A 13,411-nucleotide genomic window follows, 5' to 3' on the forward strand; every position below is an offset into this window, starting at 1 on the left:
TGCCGGGGTGCCGGCGTGCGGGGGTGGTCGGCCGGGGAGAGCCGGCCGGTCTGCTGCTCGTGGCCGGCACCACCGGCGGTGGCCAGGTGGAACCGCCCTGACGGCCGCCCGTGCTCAGCCGGCCTCTGCCTGCATCCGCTCCAGCCGGCTGATCAGGGCCTGTTCGCTCAGCACCCCGAAGATCCGGTCGCGCACCACCCCTTGCCTGTCGACGGGCACGAAGCTGGGCGTGCCGATCAACTGGAGACGCCGCATGGTCACCGGGGCGTCGTGGCCGGGCTCGTGCCGGTCGACGCCCACCGGGAACCGGACGCCGGCCGAGCCCAGGTAGCCCGCCAGGGCCTGCGGGCCCATGGCCTCGTGATTCTCGAAAACCGTGTGCAGACCGACCACCTCGATGCCCGGGCGGTCACGGGTGAGCCGGTGCACGCGGTTCACCAGCGGGGTGGCCTCGTGCACGCAGAGCGGGCAGAGCATCTGGAAGGCGTAGAGCAGCACCACCTTCCCGTCGAGGTCGGCCGCCGTGAGCGGGCGCGGCGTGTTGAACCAGCGGTCGGCCGACAGGGCCGGGGCGAGCCGCAGGGTGCGGGCTGACGCGTCGTTCACGGGATCCTCGTTCCGGGCCCGGGCGGGCCGACACCGGATCATCGGCAGGCGGCGGGCCACTGCTCACCACTGCTCATTCCCGCTCACCCTCGTGGCGGCCCCGCCTCCAGCCGGGCCGTGACCTCGCGCCGTTTCTGCTCACCGTGCTGGTCGCCGCCCCAGCGCGACTCCAGCCACCAGGTGGCCCCGGCCTCGGACCAGGGCGCGACCGCCTCGATGGCGGCGGCCCGGTCACCGGCGCCGGTCTCGCCCTCGTGCACCACGTCGAGGCCGGTGGCGCCGCGCTCGGCCAGCCAGGCGATCAGCTCGCGCAGGTCGCCGGGCGTGGGCCGGCGGCCCTCGCCCAGCTGGTACTCCGGGATCACCCCGTCGCACCGCAGGATGCGGTTCATCGAGCGGGGGCGGGGCCAGGCGCCGACCGCCCACACCGGGATCGGGTTCTGCACCGGTGCCAGCGCGCCGTCGACGAGGCTGCCGCCGCGGAAGCTGTAGTGCTCGCCCTGGTACGAGCCGTCGCCGTGCCAGAGCGCCCGCATCAGGTCGATGCCCTCGTCGAGCATGGCCGCGCGCTGCTTGCGGTCGGTGACGTCGCCCGCGGCGCTGGGCAGGACCGGGTCGACGGCGCCCAGGCCGAGACCGACCACGGCCCGGCCGGCGGACAGGTCGTCGAGGGTGGCGACCTGGGACGCGAGCTTCCACGGGCGGCGCCAGGGCAGCGGCGTGAGCATGGTGCCGAGCCGGATGCGGGAGGTGGCCGCGGCGATCGCGCTGAGTAGACCCCAGGCGTCGACGCCGTAGGCCGTCTCGAAGACGAAAACGCCGTCCCACCCGGCCTGCTCGGCGAGGACGGCCTGCTCCAGCTGCTGCCGGGCCGAGCCACCGGGCAGGATGAAACCGAACCGCGTGCTCTCGTTCGTCATGATCCAAGAACTACCAGCGACCACCGACAGTCTTGGCACACCACCCGGCTGCCGTGGTGGGATGTCCGCCGTGAACGCGGACGAGATCGAGCAGGCCCTCGACGACCTCTTCGACCAGGCCCTGGTGTACCACGGGTACACCGACTACATGCGGGACTACGAGGTGATCGTGCGCGGGAGCGCCGACCCGGAGGCCGGCCAGGGCCACCGGCGCTACCTGTTCCGGCACTGCCCCCGGGTGACCGTGACCTCCACGGTCGGCCCGGACGTCTGGGCCCGCTCGCTGGACGAGGCCCTCCTGCACCAGGAGACGCCGCACGACGACGCGGTGTACGCCTGGGGCGTGCGCGGCCAGGCCCTCTACCCGGGCGCCGGCAAACCCGAGACCTCACGCGAGACCCGGCGCTGGGCGTCCCGGCTCGGGGTCCCGTTCTACGAGATCACCCTGGAGGGCAACGGGCACGAGCTGCGGCTGATGTTCTCCGACCTGACGGTGAGCGACCTGGCCGCCGGCTACACCCCGTTCGTGGTGCCGGCATGAGCGGCGCGACGGCGAAGAAGGCCGACCGGTGCCCCTGCGGCTGGGGCGACCCGTACCCGGCCTGCTGCGGCCGCTACCACGGCGGCGAGGCCGCCCCGACCGCCGAGGCCCTGATGCGCAGCCGGTACTCGGCGTTCGTGCTCGGTCTCGAGGACTATCTGCTGCGCACCTGGGCGCCGGAGAGCCGGCCCGGAGGGCTGGGGCTCGACGAGGACATCCAGTGGCAGCGCCTGGTGGTGCTGGGGCGGGAGGCCGGTGGTCCGTTCGACGCCGAGGGCTCGGTCGAGTTCGAGGCCTGGTACCGCTACGACGGGCAGCGCGAGGTGCAGCGCGAGGACTCGCTGTTCCGCCGCGACCAGGGCCGCTGGGTCTACGTCGGGCCGCGCCCCTGACCCGCCGGCCCGGCCAGCCACTCCTCCCGGGTGATCGCGTACTCCACCTCGCCGTGCTCGGCACCCGGGATCGGTTCGTCCCACTCCTCGTGGAAGCTGCGCACGTGGCGTAGCCCGATGCTCGCCATCGTGGCCCGGGACCCCTGGTTGACCGCCATCGTCTGCCCGAACACCCGCTGCGTGCCGAGGCCGGGGAAGAGGTCGGTGAAGGCGTGCCGCAGCAGCTCGGCCGCCCCCTCACTGGCCAGGCCCCGCCGCCAGAACCCGGGCAGCAGGCGGTATCCGATCTCCGCCTCGCCGGGCCGCACCCGCCCGTCGTCGAAGGCCGGTTCCAGCAGCCACCAGCCGGTGAACGTCCCGTCCAGCAGGCCCACCCAGAAGCCCAGCCCCGGATGCTCTTTCGCCACCCGCAGCCGGCGGTGGTGCGCGGCCACGATGTCGTCACGCAGCCGGGGGCGGCCGCTGAACAGGTAGCGCATCACCTGCGGATCGGTGTCGAGCGCCACCTCGTGCTCCAGGTGCCGGGGCGCGAGGGGGAGCAGCGTGAGTCGTCGTGTACTCAGGGTCGCCTGCGTCATGGGGGGATTGTGGTGCGCGGGATCCGCGCGGGCCAGGCCTTTTCGGGCCGTTCGCCGTCCACCATTCGGGCTTTCGGGCGACCGCGGGGCGATATGGTCTACATTGCGCCAATGGCGGACGACTCGGACCGGGTGCGGCTGCTCGACCGGAAGTACCGCGAACTGGCCATGTCCACGTTCGCCTTCGAGACGCGCCTCACCCACCGGCTCGGCTACCTGCGCACGTTCGCCTCACCCCGGATCGCCGGGCTGCTGCGCCACACCGGGCAGATGGGCGCCGAACCGCGCCGCCGCGCCTACGACACCGGGCTGTTCATGCGGGCGATCATCGACGCCGGGCTGGAATCGCCCACCGGGCAGTGCGGTGTGGCCCGGCTGAACGTGATGCACCGGCAGTGGCGCATCACCAACGACGACTACGTCTGGGTGCTGGGCACTTTCGCGGTGGTGAACATCCGCATGATCAGGCGTGCCGGGTGGCGGCCGATCACCCGGGCCGAGCAGCAGACCGTCATCGACTGGCACGTCGAGCTCGGCACCCGGATGGGCATCACCGACATCCCCACCGACTTCGCCACGTTCGACGCCTGGTTCACCGCCTACGAGGCCCGCATGCTGCGCCGCACCCCGGCCGGTGACGAGCTGCTGCGCCTGGCGATCGGCGTGGTGGCCTCGACGATCCCGCGCCGTCTGCGCCGCCCCGCCCTCGCCCTGGTGCCGGTGCTGATCGAGGAACCGGCCCGCACCGCACTGGGTTTCCGGCGGCCGGGTCTTCCGGCACGGTTCGTGATCGGTCTGCTGCTGGCTGTGCGCTCGTGGCGCCGTCGCCGTTCCGGGCCGCCCGGGCCGTGGTTCGCGCTGGGCGAGCCGAACGGCGAGTACCCGGACGGCTGGACGCTCGACGACCTGGGCCCGCGCCGCTCCTACACCACGGAGACCGGCCGCGGTGACTGAGCCGGCGGTTCACCGATCCGCGGGATCCGCCGTCCACCGGGCGAACACCTCGTCCGCCAGCCGGTCCGCGGCCGGGTCCTCGCAGTCCATCCCGGCCTCCACGATCTGCCGGTAGCTCTCGATCTTGGCCCCGATCAGCGACCGGTCGGCGGTGAGCCGGGCCAGCTGCTCGTCGATCGCCGCCGACTGCCGTTCCAGCAGCGCCAGCCGGTACCGGTGCCGTTCCAGCGTCTGCGGCCCGGCCTGCACGAACTCCCGCACCTCCGCCACCGGCATCCCGGTGCGGCGCAGCGCCTGCACGGTGCGGACCCAGCGCAGGACGGCCGGGGTGTAGCGACGGCGCCCGTCCGTCCCCCGCCCGACCTCCGGGATCAGGCCCTCCCGTTCGTACCAGCGCAGCGTGTCGACGCTGATGCCGGTGCGCTCGGACACGTCCCGGATGCCGACGGCGGGTTGCTCGCTCATCCGGCCACGATAGGCGCCTCGTCGGTGACGGTCAGGTCGAGCACCAGCCGGCCCCGCACGTCCCCGCGCGCGAGCCGGTCCAGCGCCTCCCGCACCCGCGGGGCCGGCAGCACCTCGACGTCCGCGGTGATCCCGTGCTCCGCGGCGAACGCCAGCATCTCCCGGGCGTCGCGCACTCCGGAGGACCCGGAGGCGGTGACCCGGCGGCGTCCACGCAGCAGGGCCATCGCGTCCACCTGGTGACGCGGTGGGATGCCGAGCACGCAGAGGGTGCCGTCGAAGTCGAGCGTGAGCAGGTACGGCGTGAGGTCATGCTCACCCGGGACGGTGTCGACGATTACGTCGAAGGCATAGGCGTGCCGGGCCATCTGGTCCGGGTCGGTGGAGAGCACCACCGCCTCCGCCCCCAGGGCGAGAGCCTGCTCACGCCGGGACCGCGAGGTGGTGAACACGGTCACCGACGCACCCAGCGCCCGGGCGAACTTCACCGCCAGGTGGCCGAGCCCGCCCAGCCCGGCCACGCCGACCCGGGTGCCGGCCCCGACCCCGAGCCGGCGCAGTGGCTGCCACATCGTGACGCCCGCACACATCAGGGGCGCGGCGCCGGCCGGGTCCAGCTCCTCGGGCAGGTGATACACGAACCGGTCACGCACCACCGTCTCCCGCGCGTACGCGCCGTGGCGGGGCGTGCCGTCGTGCCGGTCCACCCCGCCATAGGTCAGGGTGGGGAACTCCAGGCAGTACGTCTCCTCCTCGTCGAGGCAGGCCGGGCAGACGCCGCACGAGTCGACGATGTTGCCGACGGCCACCCGGTCGCCGACAGCGAATTCGGTCACCGCGGAACCGATTTCGGCCACCTCACCGGTGAACTCGTGCCCGGGCACCAGCGGCAGGCCGTCGGCTGCCTCGATCGCGTGCAGGTCGGAGTGGCAGACGCCGCAGTGGGTGATGCGGACGCGGACGTCGTCGGGGCGGGTGGCGCGCAGGCCGAAGGTCCACGGCTGGAGCGTGCCGCCCGGGGTGAGCAGGGCGTATCCGGTGGTCATGGCACGACGCTAGGAACTGGAGTGCACTCCAGCGCAAGCCCGCCGCACCACGTCCCGCAGGTACTGGTGCTCCGGCTCGTCATCGAAGGTGGGGTGCCACCACATCGCCTCGATCAGCGGCGGCGCGTCGAACGGGCAGGGCAGCGGGCGCACGCCGGCGTCCGGGGGCAGCAGGTCAGCCAGGCGGCGTTGCAGCAGCGCCACCCGGTCGCTGCGGGCCACCAGGGCGGGCACGGCGAGGAAGTTCTCCGTGACGATCTGCACGTGCGGCTCGATGCCGAGCATCTGCATCTGCCGGGTCACCGGCGACGGGTCGGACGGGCCGTGATAAGTCGCCACCCAGGGCAGTTTCCGGAGGTCGTCGACGGTCAGCCCGTGCTCGGCGGCGGCCGACCCCGAGGCCACCAGGCAGACCCACCGGTCGCGGAACAGGTCCTGGTGCGACATGTCGCTGACGATGCCGTGGGGCAGCACCAGCAGGTCGGAGGTGAGCAGCGCGCGGTCGGCGCGGTCGACCACGGACGGATGGCTGTCGGAGAGCCGGAGCCGGGCGTTCGGTGACTCCTCGCCGAGGATGCGGGCGATCCGGTCGCCGAACACCGTGGTCGCGTAATCGCTGATGGTCAGCGTGAATTCGCGGGTGGACACGGCCGGGTCGAACCCGCTCTGGGCGGCGAACACCCGCTCGGCGCCGGTCAGCGCGGTGCGCACCAGCTCTTCCAGCTGCACGGCCAGCGGCGTGAGCCGGTAGTCGTTGCCCACCCGGGTGAGCAGGTCGTCACCGAAGTGCCGGCGCAGTTTTCCCAGGGACGCCGAGAGAGCGGGCTGCCCCAGGCCCATTGCCGCGGCGGCGCGGGTGACACTGCGCTCACGCAGCAGAGCGTCTAGTGCCACCAGCAAATTCAGGTCAAGGCGCGCCAAACTCACTGTACTAATATGACAAACGTATCACTGTGGTCGATGCACCCCATCAGGCATCGTGTCTTCCCTCCCGAGACTCCCCTCCCCGACAGTGGACGTGCCGCAAGGGCACACAACGAAGGAGAGTGGATCGTGGCCGCAGTCGGGAACGTGCTGGTGATCGGTGGAGGCGTCGCCGGGACGGCCGTCGCGATCGGGCTGGCCGGCGCCGGGGTGGCGGTCGACCTGGTCGAGCGCCAGCCCGGGGTCACGGCCCTCGGATCGGGTATCACCGTGCAGGGCAACGCTTTGCGGGTGCTGAAGGGCCTGGGGGTGTGGGACGAGGTGCTGGCCGCCGGGTACGCGTTCGACAGCCTGGGCATGCGGGCCCCGGATGCGCACGGCACGCTGCTGGCCGAGGTGCCGGACGCGCGCACCGGCGGTCCGGACCTGCCCGCCACGGTGGGCATGCCCCGCCCCGAGCTGGCCCGCATCCTCGTCGACCGGGCCGCCGCGGCCGGCGTCGGGCTGCGTTTCGGCACCACGGTGACCACCCTCACCCAGGACGACGCCGGCGTCGACGTCACCCTGAGCGACGGCTCGCGGGGCCGGTACGACGTGGTGGTCGCGGCCGACGGCATCCGGTCCGCCACGCGCGCCGGGCTCGGCATCGAGCTGGAGACGAAGGCCGTGGGCATGGGCATCTGGCGGGCGTTCGGCCCGCGCCCGGCGAGCGTGACCCGCACCGACCTGATCCACGGCGGCGAGTCGTACATCGCGGGCTACTGCCCGACCGGCGAGAACTCGCTCTACGCCTACATCGTCGAGAGGGCCCAGGACCGGTCCGGGCTGGCGCCGGAGCAGCAGCTGGCCACGATGCGGCGGCTCACGCAGGCCTACCACGGACCCTGGGACGAGATCCGGGAGAACCTCACCGACCCCTCGAAGGTCAACTACACCTGGTTCGAGACCCACCTGCTGGACGCGCCGTGGAACCGCGGCCGGGTGGTGCTGATCGGCGACGCCGCGCACACCTGCCCGCCCACCCTGGCCCAGGGCGCGGCGATGGCGCTGGAGGACGCCGCGGTGCTGGCCGAGTTGCTGACCACCCACGAACAGGTGGACGACGCACTGTGGAACGCCTTCACCGAGCGGCGTTTCGCCCGCGCCGGTGCCGTGGTGGAGGCGTCCAACCGGATGGCGGGCTGGCTGCTGAACGGCGAGCGCGGCGACGTGCCCGGGCTGATGCGTGACATCTCGGCGCTGGTGAGCGTGCCGGCCTGAGGCTGGTGCGATCGCTGGAACGACGGACGACGGGGGGCTCCGCACGGGCTCCCCGTCGTCCGTCGTTCCAGCCGGCTACTGGGCGCTCATCACCCGCTGGTACGCGCCGCCCTGCCCGTCCTGGCCACTGCGGTCCTCGCCCAGGTCGATGCGGACCTGGTGCACGATGCCGGTCAGGGCGTTGTCGAGACGGGGGTACTCCGGGCTCACCGGGGTGCCGAGATCGACGCCCAGGTTGAGGGTCTCGTCGAAGGAGAAGTAGTAGGGGATGGTCGAGCCGACCCGGCCCTTGCCGTCGGTGACCCCGTCGACCGCGATGGCGACCGCGCCGCCCAGGCCGGTGCCCTCGCCGTCGTAGGTGAACTCGACGCGAACCTCGTGCCGGCCCGCGGGCAGGGGACTCTCGGTGCGCACCTGGAAGCGCTCCAGGCCGAAGTAGTTGTAGTGGTAGGTCGGCCGGCCGCCGACCAGGTACACGCTCCAGCCGCCGAAGGCGCCGCCCTGGGCGATGATCACGCCGTTCGCGTCGCCGGGCACCTCGATGTCGGCGGTGATCGTGTGCGAGCGGTTCTTGACGTTCGGGGTGGTCTCCTCGGTGAGCCGCCGCATGCCGCCGTGGTAGGTGATCGAGCGGCGCCCGGCGAGCAGGTCGATTCTGCCCGCCACAGTGGGGTTCTCGCGCTCGGTGACCCGGTCGTCGAGCGGGAACACCTGATGCTTGGCGGCCTCCACCAGGAACAGGTCCTGCAACTGGCGCAGTTTCGCCGGGTGCTGCGCGGCCAGGTCGTTGGACTGGGTCCAGTCGCTGGTCAGGTCGTACAGCTCCCACACGTCGTTCTCGAAACGCCGCTCCGGGTCGGGGATCATCTGCCAGGGGATGCCGTGGCGGGTGACCGCCATCCAGCCCTCGTGGTAGATGCCGCGGTTGCCGCACATCTCGAAGTACTGGGTGGTGCGCCGGTCGGGAGCGGTCTCGTCGGCGAACGTGTAGCGCATGCTGGTGCCCTCGATCGGCTGCTGCTGAACGCCGTTCACCAGGTGCGGGGCGGGCACGCCGACACAGTCGAGAATGGTCGGCAGCACGTCGATCACGTGGTGGAACTGCGGGCGCACGCCACCGCCGCCGGTGATCCCGCCGGGCCAGTGGATGATCAGGCCGTCGCGGGTGCCGCCGAAGTGTGAGGCGACCTGTTTCGTCCACTGGTAGGGGGTGTTCAGCGCCACCGCCCAGCCGGCCGGGCCGATCGGGTAGCTGTCGGCGGTGCCGATCAGGTCGATCTGCTCGATCATCTCGTCCGGGTCGTCGGCGATGCCGTGCCCGAGGCGGTGCTCGTTCAGCGTGCCGTCGATCCCGCCCTCGCCGGAGGCGCCGTTGTCGCCCAGCAGGTACACGAAGACGGTGTTGTCGAGCTCGCCCAGCTCGGTCAGCGCGTCGACCAGGCGGCCCACCTGGGTGTCGGCGTGCTCGGTGAACCCGGCGAAGGTCTCCATGAACCGCGCGGACAGGCGGCGCTGGTTCTCGCTCAGCTCGTGCCAGTGCGGCAGTCCCTGCGCCCAGTCGGACAGCACCGCGTCGGGCGGAACCACGCCGAGTTCCTTCTGCCGCACCAGGATTCGTTCCCGCTCGGCGTCCCAGCCCTGGTCGAACCGGCCCGCGTACTTCTCCCGCCACCGCGGCGCCACGTGCAGCGGCGCGTGCGAGGCGCCGAAGGCCAGGTAGGTGAAGAACGGCCGGTTCGGGGTGAGGGAGCGCTGCGTGCGGATCCAGTCGATGCTCTGCTCGACCAGGTCCTCGGACAGGTGGTAGCCGTCTTCCGGGCGCCGGGTCGGCTCGAACGGGGTGGTTCCGCGGTACAGCTGCGGGTACCAGTGGTTCATCTCGGCGCCCATGAACCCGTAGAACGCGTCGAAACCCTCACCGGTGGGCCAGCGGCCGAACGGCCCGACCGCGCTGATCTCGCGCGGCGGGGTCTGGTGCCACTTGCCGAAGGCGGCCGTGCTGTAGCCGTTGCCCTGGAGGATCTGCGCGAGCGTGGCGGCGCCGGCCGGGCGGAACCCGTTGTAGCCGGGTGCCGCGGTGGCCATCTCGGTGGTGCCGCCCATGCCCACGGAGTGGCAGTTGCGGCCGGTCATCAGGGACTGCCGGGTGGGGGAGCAGAGCGCGTTGACGTGGAACCGGTTGTAGCGCAGGCCTTCTGAGGCCAGCCGCTCGGCGGTGGGCATCTGGCAGGGGCCGCCGAACGCGCTGGAGCTGCCGAAGCCCAGGTCGTCGAGCACCACGATGACGACGTTCGGGGCCGCCGGGGGCGGGGTGGTCGGGCCGATCGCCTGGAACGGCTCGTGCTGGTCGTGGATGCCGACCGCGGTGACCGGTGTCTGCTGCCGCAGCGGCTCCGGCAGAACGTGCCGGCCGGCTTCGAAACCACCCACAAGGAACTCCTGTTCGCGCACAGTTGATGACGGCGCACGATCGGCCGCGGTCGCGGCCGTCCGGTCGTGCTCATCGCTCAGGGTGACAGACCCGCGGGGCCGCCCACAACGAGGCCCCCTCGGCGAGCGATACCGTTTCGCGATGAAGGCCAGAGGTGCGGCCTATGTGTGGCACAACGGGTTTCGCGGATGTGTCAGGACCGGTCGGGACGGTTACGGGCCGGGGGCCTCGCTGTCGTCCCGGCGACCCGGACCGGGACCCGGACCGGGATCGTCCAGCGCCGCCAGCAGCCCGGCCTCGTCGCGCACCACGGTGCCCGCTCCCAGCACACCGCGACCGCGCAGCCGGGCGGCCACCGAGAGCACCCAGGGCCGGCGCAGCCGGGCCGCGGTCAGCAGGTCGGTGGAGTTCAGCAGCTCCTGCGGCGGCCCCTGCCGGGCGGTGCCCCCGACCAGCACCAGCACCTCGTCGGCCCAGGCCAGGGCCAGGTCGACGTCGTGCGTGGCCATCACCAGCGTGGTGCCACGCGCGTGCAGCCGGGCCAGTGCGGCCGCCGCCTCGTCGCCGGCCGCCGGGTCGAGCCCGGCCGTGGGCTCGTCGAGCACCAGCACCCGCGGGCGCATCGCCACCGCACCGGCGATGGCCACCCGCTTGCGCTCGCCGAACGAGAGCTGGTGGGTGGGCCGGGCGGCCAGGTGGGTCGCGGCCAGCAGGTCCAGCGCCTCGTCGCAGCGGGCCCGCACCTCGTCGTCGGTGAGCCCCTGGTTGACCGGGCCGAACGAGACGTCCTCGCGCACCGACGCGGAGAACAGCTGGTCGTCCGGGTCCTGGGTGATCAGCTGCACCAGGTGACGGTGCGCGCGCAGGCCGGACCGGGTGTGCCGCAGTTCGTCGTCCCCCACACAGATCCGGCCGGCGGTCGGGCGCAGCGCCCCGGACAGGCAGCGCAGCAGGGTGCTCTTACCCGACCCGTTGGCGCCGAGCACGGCCAGCCGCCCGGCCTCCGGCACCCGCAGGTCCACCCCGGCCAGCACCGGCGGACCGGCGGGATAGGCGTACTCCAGCCCCTTGACCTCGATCACCAGCGGCCCCAGCTCACCGAGACCGCCACCAGGGCGCCGAGCCCGAGCACAGTGGCCACGACAAAGGACGGCGAGGACCGGCGCGGCTGCGCCAGGGTGCGCATCACACCCTCGAAACCCCGCCCGGCGAGCCCGGACTCCAGTCTGCGGGCGCGTTCGAGCGCGCGGGTCAGGGTGGCCGCCGCCAGCGTCGACGCCGACCGCAGCGTGGCCCGGCGGGTGGTGTAGCCGAGCCGGGCGGTCTGCGCGGCCCGCACCGCACCGATCGATTCCAGCAGTACGAACAGCATGCGGTAGATCAGCCCGGCGACGTCGACGACCGCCTCCGGCACGCCCCGGCGCCGGGCCCAGGCCAGCAGGTCGGTCATCGGGGTGGTGGCGGCCAGCAGCAGCACCGCGCTGCTGCCCGCCACCGCGTGGGCCAGGGTCTGCGCGGCGGCCCGGAGGCTGGGCCCGGTGACGGCCGGGCCGAATCCGTCGGTGCGCCAGGTCACCGCGATCGACACGGTGCCCAGCAGGATGAACGCCGCCGGCCCGCGCGCGGCCCGGGCCAGCAGGTGCGCCGGCACCCGGGCCGGCCCGAGCAGCAGACCCAGCGACACCAGCGTCACCAGCCCGGACGCCGGCCACGGCGGCAGCACCAGGGCGGCGATCACCAGGCCCAGACCGAGCAGGAGCTTGTCGCCGGGGGAGCGCCGCCGCCAGGGACTGGCCCAGGCGGCGACGTCGATGGCAGGGGCGGTCAACCGGCCCTGCTCTGCGAGAGGTCGCTCTCCCCGGCCCGGCGGCGCCGCCCGGACAGCCGCCCGAGGGCGAACCCGAGCACCCCGGCCCCGGCCGCGGCCTGGAGGGCGAACAGGCCGGACTCGACCTCGCCCGACGACGGCTCGAACAGGGGGCTGAACCACACGTGGTAGCCGGGGTTGATCTCCTCCACCTTGGTGGCGGCGGAGGAGTCGCTGCCCGCGTAGGACTCGCCCTCGGCCTGGCCGGCGGTGTTCAGCCGCAGCGCCAGGGGGATCGCGAAGATGGCCACGACCAGCAGCAGGATGGCCAGGTCGACGGTGAGACGACGACGGTTGCGCATGATCACTCACCCTTCCGCGCGGGGGTGGCGACCGGGACGGTGCTCTCCGGCGTCTCCAGAGCCCGGCGCAGGCCGAGGGAGAGCAGCTCCTGCGGGGCGATCCGGGCCAGGATGCGGAACACCAGCACGCCGAGCAGGCCCTCGGCGATCGCCAGCGGGATCTGGGTGAGCGCGAAGATACCGAGGAACTCGCCGATCGACCCGATCACGCCGCCGATCGGATCCGGGTGGGCGAGGCCGAGCTGCACCGACGTCACCACGTAGGTGGACAGGTCGGACAGCGCCAGCGCCGCGAACACGCCGACCGGGAAGGCCAGGCGCAGGGCCAGGCAGGCCCGGTAGGCGCCGTAGCCCACCCAGGGCCCGACGATCGCCATCGAGAACACGTTCGCGCCGAGCGTGGTGATGCCGCCGTGCGCCAGCAGCAGGGCCTGGAACAGCAGCACGATGGCACCCAGCACGGCCATCACCGGGGGCCGGAACAGCACCGCGCCCAGGCCGGTGCCGGTCGGGTGGCTGGAGCTGCCGGTGACCGAGGGCAGCTTGATCGCCGACAGCACGAAGGTGAAGGCGCCCGCGGCGCCGAGCAGCAGCCGGGACTCAGGACGTTCGCGCACCTCACGCACCACGCAGCGGGCGCCGTGGACGACGAACGGGGCGGCCGCGACGGTCCAGGCGGCGGCGTGCAACGGGGGCAGGTATCCCTCAGCGATGTGCATGCAGCACCTCGCCGGATCGCTGGAAGAGCGCGTGGTTCATCGGATCTCCTCGGGTCCTCGCCCTGGATCGGATGCGACGGCCGAAGTCTCCTGGCTTCCGGATCGGCGCTCGCCCCGGCCTTCCGGCCCGATCGGGGCCGTGGCACGGCAAGGGGTCTGCTCCCCGGTGACAGTGGCGGGACCGCGCCGGATTCACACCGGCTTCCTTCACTGCCGTCACGGTTGACGTATGTAATTGGGGACGAGCGGGTGCACGGACCGGGTGTGACCGCGCGTTGGCATCTAATCACGGACGGACCGCCGATAGAACGCCATTCCGGTCCGGGTTTCGCGCCGTCCCCGGTTCTCGCGCCCCGGCAAAGCGGTGACGGCGCCCGGGCATCTGCCGGGCGCCGTCCCTCTGTCG

General features: G+C 72.8%; 15 protein-coding genes and 1 riboswitch. Of the genes, 4 read left to right on the forward strand and 11 right to left on the reverse strand.

The genetic code is table 11. From position 1 onward, the window contains the following. Positions 1-114: 114 nt before the first annotated feature. Both KIH74_RS23810 and KIH74_RS23815 read right to left on the reverse strand, forming a co-directional pair. Positions 115-606: a TlpA disulfide reductase family protein gene (locus KIH74_RS23810; RefSeq protein WP_214158348.1), complete on the reverse strand. Its 492-nt coding sequence runs from the start codon at positions 604-606 to the stop codon at positions 115-117. Positions 607-689: 83 nt separating this feature from the next. Beyond that, positions 690-1,526, reverse strand: coding sequence for an LLM class flavin-dependent oxidoreductase (locus KIH74_RS23815; protein WP_214158349.1), 837 nt, complete (start codon positions 1,524-1,526; stop codon positions 690-692). 61 nt (positions 1,527-1,587) lie between these two features. On the opposite strand from KIH74_RS23815, the gene KIH74_RS23820 reads away from it, so the two are divergent. Next, complete coding sequence (locus KIH74_RS23820; RefSeq protein WP_214158350.1) at positions 1,588-2,067, forward strand: YxiG-like protein; 480 nt, start codon at positions 1,588-1,590, stop codon at positions 2,065-2,067. Then, a complete protein-coding gene (locus KIH74_RS23825; RefSeq protein ID WP_214158351.1) occupies positions 2,064-2,459 on the forward strand; it encodes a YchJ family protein in 396 nt (131 codons plus the stop codon). The genes KIH74_RS23820 and KIH74_RS23825 overlap by 4 nt, the downstream gene beginning before the upstream one ends. Here the strand turns inward: KIH74_RS23825 and KIH74_RS23830 are convergent. Beyond that, complete coding sequence (locus KIH74_RS23830) at positions 2,438-3,037, reverse strand: GNAT family N-acetyltransferase (protein WP_214158352.1); 600 nt, start codon at positions 3,035-3,037, stop codon at positions 2,438-2,440. The genes KIH74_RS23825 and KIH74_RS23830 overlap by 22 nt on opposite strands. Before the next feature lie 111 nt (positions 3,038-3,148). Here KIH74_RS23830 and KIH74_RS23835 point away from each other — a divergent pair, with 111 nt between their 5' ends. Continuing rightward, complete coding sequence (locus tag KIH74_RS23835) at positions 3,149-3,991, forward strand: oxygenase MpaB family protein (protein ID WP_214158353.1); 843 nt, start codon at positions 3,149-3,151, stop codon at positions 3,989-3,991. Between the two features lie 9 nt (positions 3,992-4,000). Here KIH74_RS23835 and KIH74_RS23840 read toward each other — a convergent pair whose 3' ends face one another. The 3 genes from KIH74_RS23840 to KIH74_RS23850 are packed head-to-tail and all read right to left on the reverse strand — an operon-like array spanning position 4,001 to position 6,429. Further along, positions 4,001-4,456 carry a MerR family transcriptional regulator gene (locus tag KIH74_RS23840; protein WP_214158354.1) on the reverse strand — a complete coding sequence of 152 codons (456 nt, stop codon included), beginning with the start codon at positions 4,454-4,456 and terminating at the stop codon, positions 4,001-4,003. Further along, positions 4,453-5,502, reverse strand: a complete 1,050-nt coding sequence (locus KIH74_RS23845) for an NAD(P)-dependent alcohol dehydrogenase (RefSeq protein ID WP_214158355.1) — start codon at positions 5,500-5,502, stop codon at positions 4,453-4,455. Before KIH74_RS23845 ends, KIH74_RS23840 begins: the two co-directional genes overlap by 4 nt. Positions 5,503-5,511: 9 nt before the next feature. Beyond that, complete coding sequence (locus tag KIH74_RS23850) at positions 5,512-6,429, reverse strand: LysR family transcriptional regulator (RefSeq protein WP_372492117.1); 918 nt, start codon at positions 6,427-6,429, stop codon at positions 5,512-5,514. A 126-nt stretch (positions 6,430-6,555) separates the two neighbouring features. Between KIH74_RS23850 and KIH74_RS23855 the strand changes: the two genes are divergently transcribed. Continuing rightward, a complete protein-coding gene (locus KIH74_RS23855; RefSeq protein ID WP_214158357.1) occupies positions 6,556-7,686 on the forward strand; it encodes an FAD-dependent oxidoreductase in 1,131 nt (376 codons plus the stop codon). A 75-nt stretch (positions 7,687-7,761) separates the two neighbouring features. On the opposite strand, the gene KIH74_RS23860 is transcribed toward KIH74_RS23855, so the two are convergent. The 5 genes from KIH74_RS23860 to KIH74_RS23880 form a co-directional block, all read right to left on the reverse strand. After that, positions 7,762-10,116 (reverse strand): arylsulfatase, encoded by a 2,355-nt coding sequence (locus tag KIH74_RS23860; RefSeq protein ID WP_214158358.1) that lies wholly within the window; start codon positions 10,114-10,116, stop codon positions 7,762-7,764. A gap of 213 nt (positions 10,117-10,329) precedes the next feature. Then, positions 10,330-11,199, reverse strand: a complete 870-nt coding sequence (locus KIH74_RS23865) for an energy-coupling factor ABC transporter ATP-binding protein (protein ID WP_214158359.1) — start codon at positions 11,197-11,199, stop codon at positions 10,330-10,332. Beyond that, positions 11,196-11,945, reverse strand: coding sequence for a cobalt ECF transporter T component CbiQ (cbiQ, locus tag KIH74_RS23870; RefSeq protein ID WP_214158360.1), 750 nt, complete (start codon positions 11,943-11,945; stop codon positions 11,196-11,198). Before cbiQ ends, KIH74_RS23865 begins: the two co-directional genes overlap by 4 nt. After that, a complete protein-coding gene (locus tag KIH74_RS23875) occupies positions 11,942-12,286 on the reverse strand; it encodes an energy-coupling factor ABC transporter substrate-binding protein (RefSeq protein WP_214158361.1) in 345 nt (114 codons plus the stop codon). The genes cbiQ and KIH74_RS23875 overlap by 4 nt, the downstream gene beginning before the upstream one ends. 2 nt (positions 12,287-12,288) lie before the next feature. Further along, the gene (locus tag KIH74_RS23880; protein ID WP_214158362.1) at positions 12,289-13,005 is read right to left on the reverse strand and encodes an energy-coupling factor ABC transporter permease; all 717 of its coding nucleotides are present in this window, start codon (positions 13,003-13,005) and stop codon (positions 12,289-12,291) included. Between the two features lie 65 nt (positions 13,006-13,070). Further along, a riboswitch (cobalamin riboswitch) is annotated at positions 13,071-13,243 on the reverse strand. Positions 13,244-13,411 lie beyond the last annotated feature (168 nt).

It is taken from the genome of Kineosporia corallincola, assembly GCF_018499875.1.
GTDB lineage: Bacteria > Actinomycetota > Actinomycetes > Actinomycetales > Kineosporiaceae > Kineosporia > Kineosporia corallincola.

Coding starts and splice junctions, on each gene's coding strand:
- KIH74_RS23840 (WP_214158354.1), bottom strand. CDS start 4,456: ATGAGCGAGCAACCCGCCGTCGGCATCCGGGACGTGTCCGAGCGCACC.
- KIH74_RS23835 (WP_214158353.1), top strand. CDS start 3,149: ATGGCGGACGACTCGGACCGGGTGCGGCTGCTCGACCGGAAGTACCGC.
- KIH74_RS23880 (WP_214158362.1), bottom strand. CDS start 13,005: ATGCACATCGCTGAGGGATACCTGCCCCCGTTGCACGCCGCCGCCTGG.
- KIH74_RS23830 (WP_214158352.1), bottom strand. CDS start 3,037: ATGACGCAGGCGACCCTGAGTACACGACGACTCACGCTGCTCCCCCTC.
- KIH74_RS23845 (WP_214158355.1), bottom strand. CDS start 5,502: ATGACCACCGGATACGCCCTGCTCACCCCGGGCGGCACGCTCCAGCCG.
- KIH74_RS23825 (WP_214158351.1), top strand. CDS start 2,064: ATGAGCGGCGCGACGGCGAAGAAGGCCGACCGGTGCCCCTGCGGCTGG.
- KIH74_RS23820 (WP_214158350.1), top strand. CDS start 1,588: ATGTCCGCCGTGAACGCGGACGAGATCGAGCAGGCCCTCGACGACCTC.
- KIH74_RS23815 (WP_214158349.1), bottom strand. CDS start 1,526: ATGACGAACGAGAGCACGCGGTTCGGTTTCATCCTGCCCGGTGGCTCG.
- KIH74_RS23875 (WP_214158361.1), bottom strand. CDS start 12,286: ATGCGCAACCGTCGTCGTCTCACCGTCGACCTGGCCATCCTGCTGCTG.